We start from the raw sequence: 1,094 nt of genomic DNA, 5'->3' as shown, positions 1-1,094 counted from the left end.
ACAGTGGTAGTTTTATATCACTATCAGTAAATACTTCCTCAGCGGCAAAAAGTCCAAGTTTGCTAAGGATGGATTTTGTCAGTAATTGGCAACTATGATCTTCTTTATAAAGATCATATATTGCAGATATTATTTTTAACGCTAGGTTTCGATCTTCTTCTTTTTCGGAATTAGATAAAAAATCGCTGAATTTTAGCAATTGTTGATATTCACGCTGAGTAATGGGGTTGCTGCTAGTTGGATTGAATAGATTCTTTGAAATAGATATCAATAGTTTTTCATAACAGTAACTAAATCCGTCACTATTTTTTATTCTATTGCAGATATAATTAATAGCATCATTCATAATTATTTATCAACCTTTGCATTAACCCTGATAATTCATCTTTATTATTAGTTGGAAATATTAATAGATTTATAGATATTCCATGCTCAAGATAATCTAAAATGTTGCTGTCTAATTCTTGACACGCTTTCTCAACAATGGTAATAATTTCATTTTTAATTTCTGATTTATCTTTTATTAAATAATGGTCCAAAGGAATTACATGCAATAATGAAATTCTGTCGATTGAATCAGTTAATCGCTCAAAAAAATCTCATATAAAATTTCGCATTGTGCATCTGTAAATTTTTGATTAAGAAAAGACCTCTCAATTATTGAATTTTTATTTAAGTTATAAGTATTTATATTGTGTAACAACTCAGTTAAAGTGCCATTTATATCTTTAGGAAGATCATCTCCTCCACCATAACATGATATTATGAGCTCAATATCACCAGAAGTCATTTGTTTAAAATGAATATGATGATAATTATTATCATCAATGCTAGTGGAATAAATATGAGGTGCTGATAATATCGATTCAGTTAATTTGCTAGTTAATAATTTATTAGCTGGTTCTAAATGAGATTTGTTGAGTATAATGTTTGATGCAGCGATTATATTTATATGATCACTTCTACTAACATTTCCAAAAACATAATAAAACTTACTTTGAATTAATGCATCAGCAATTGGTGTCAAATTAAAATATGGTATACCTTTATAAGATGAAATAAATATTTCAATTTGGAGTTTGTCGCTAACAAGC

Annotated in this window: 2 protein-coding genes; both read right to left on the bottom strand. The window is 27.7% G+C overall.

Going from position 1 to position 1,094, the window contains the following annotated elements:
- The coding region (locus tag ACWIGM_RS31560; RefSeq protein WP_454029869.1) for a hypothetical protein at nt 1–346 on the bottom strand (346 nt) is incomplete at its 3' end.
- Between the two features lie 234 nt (nt 347–580).
- Nucleotides 581–1,094: hypothetical protein (locus tag ACWIGM_RS31555; protein WP_454029868.1), on the bottom strand; the 514-nt coding region annotated here is incomplete at its 5' end.

This window comes from Allobosea sp. NPDC055332 (assembly GCF_053645455.1).
This window is presented reverse-complemented; position numbering and strand designations above follow the sequence as displayed.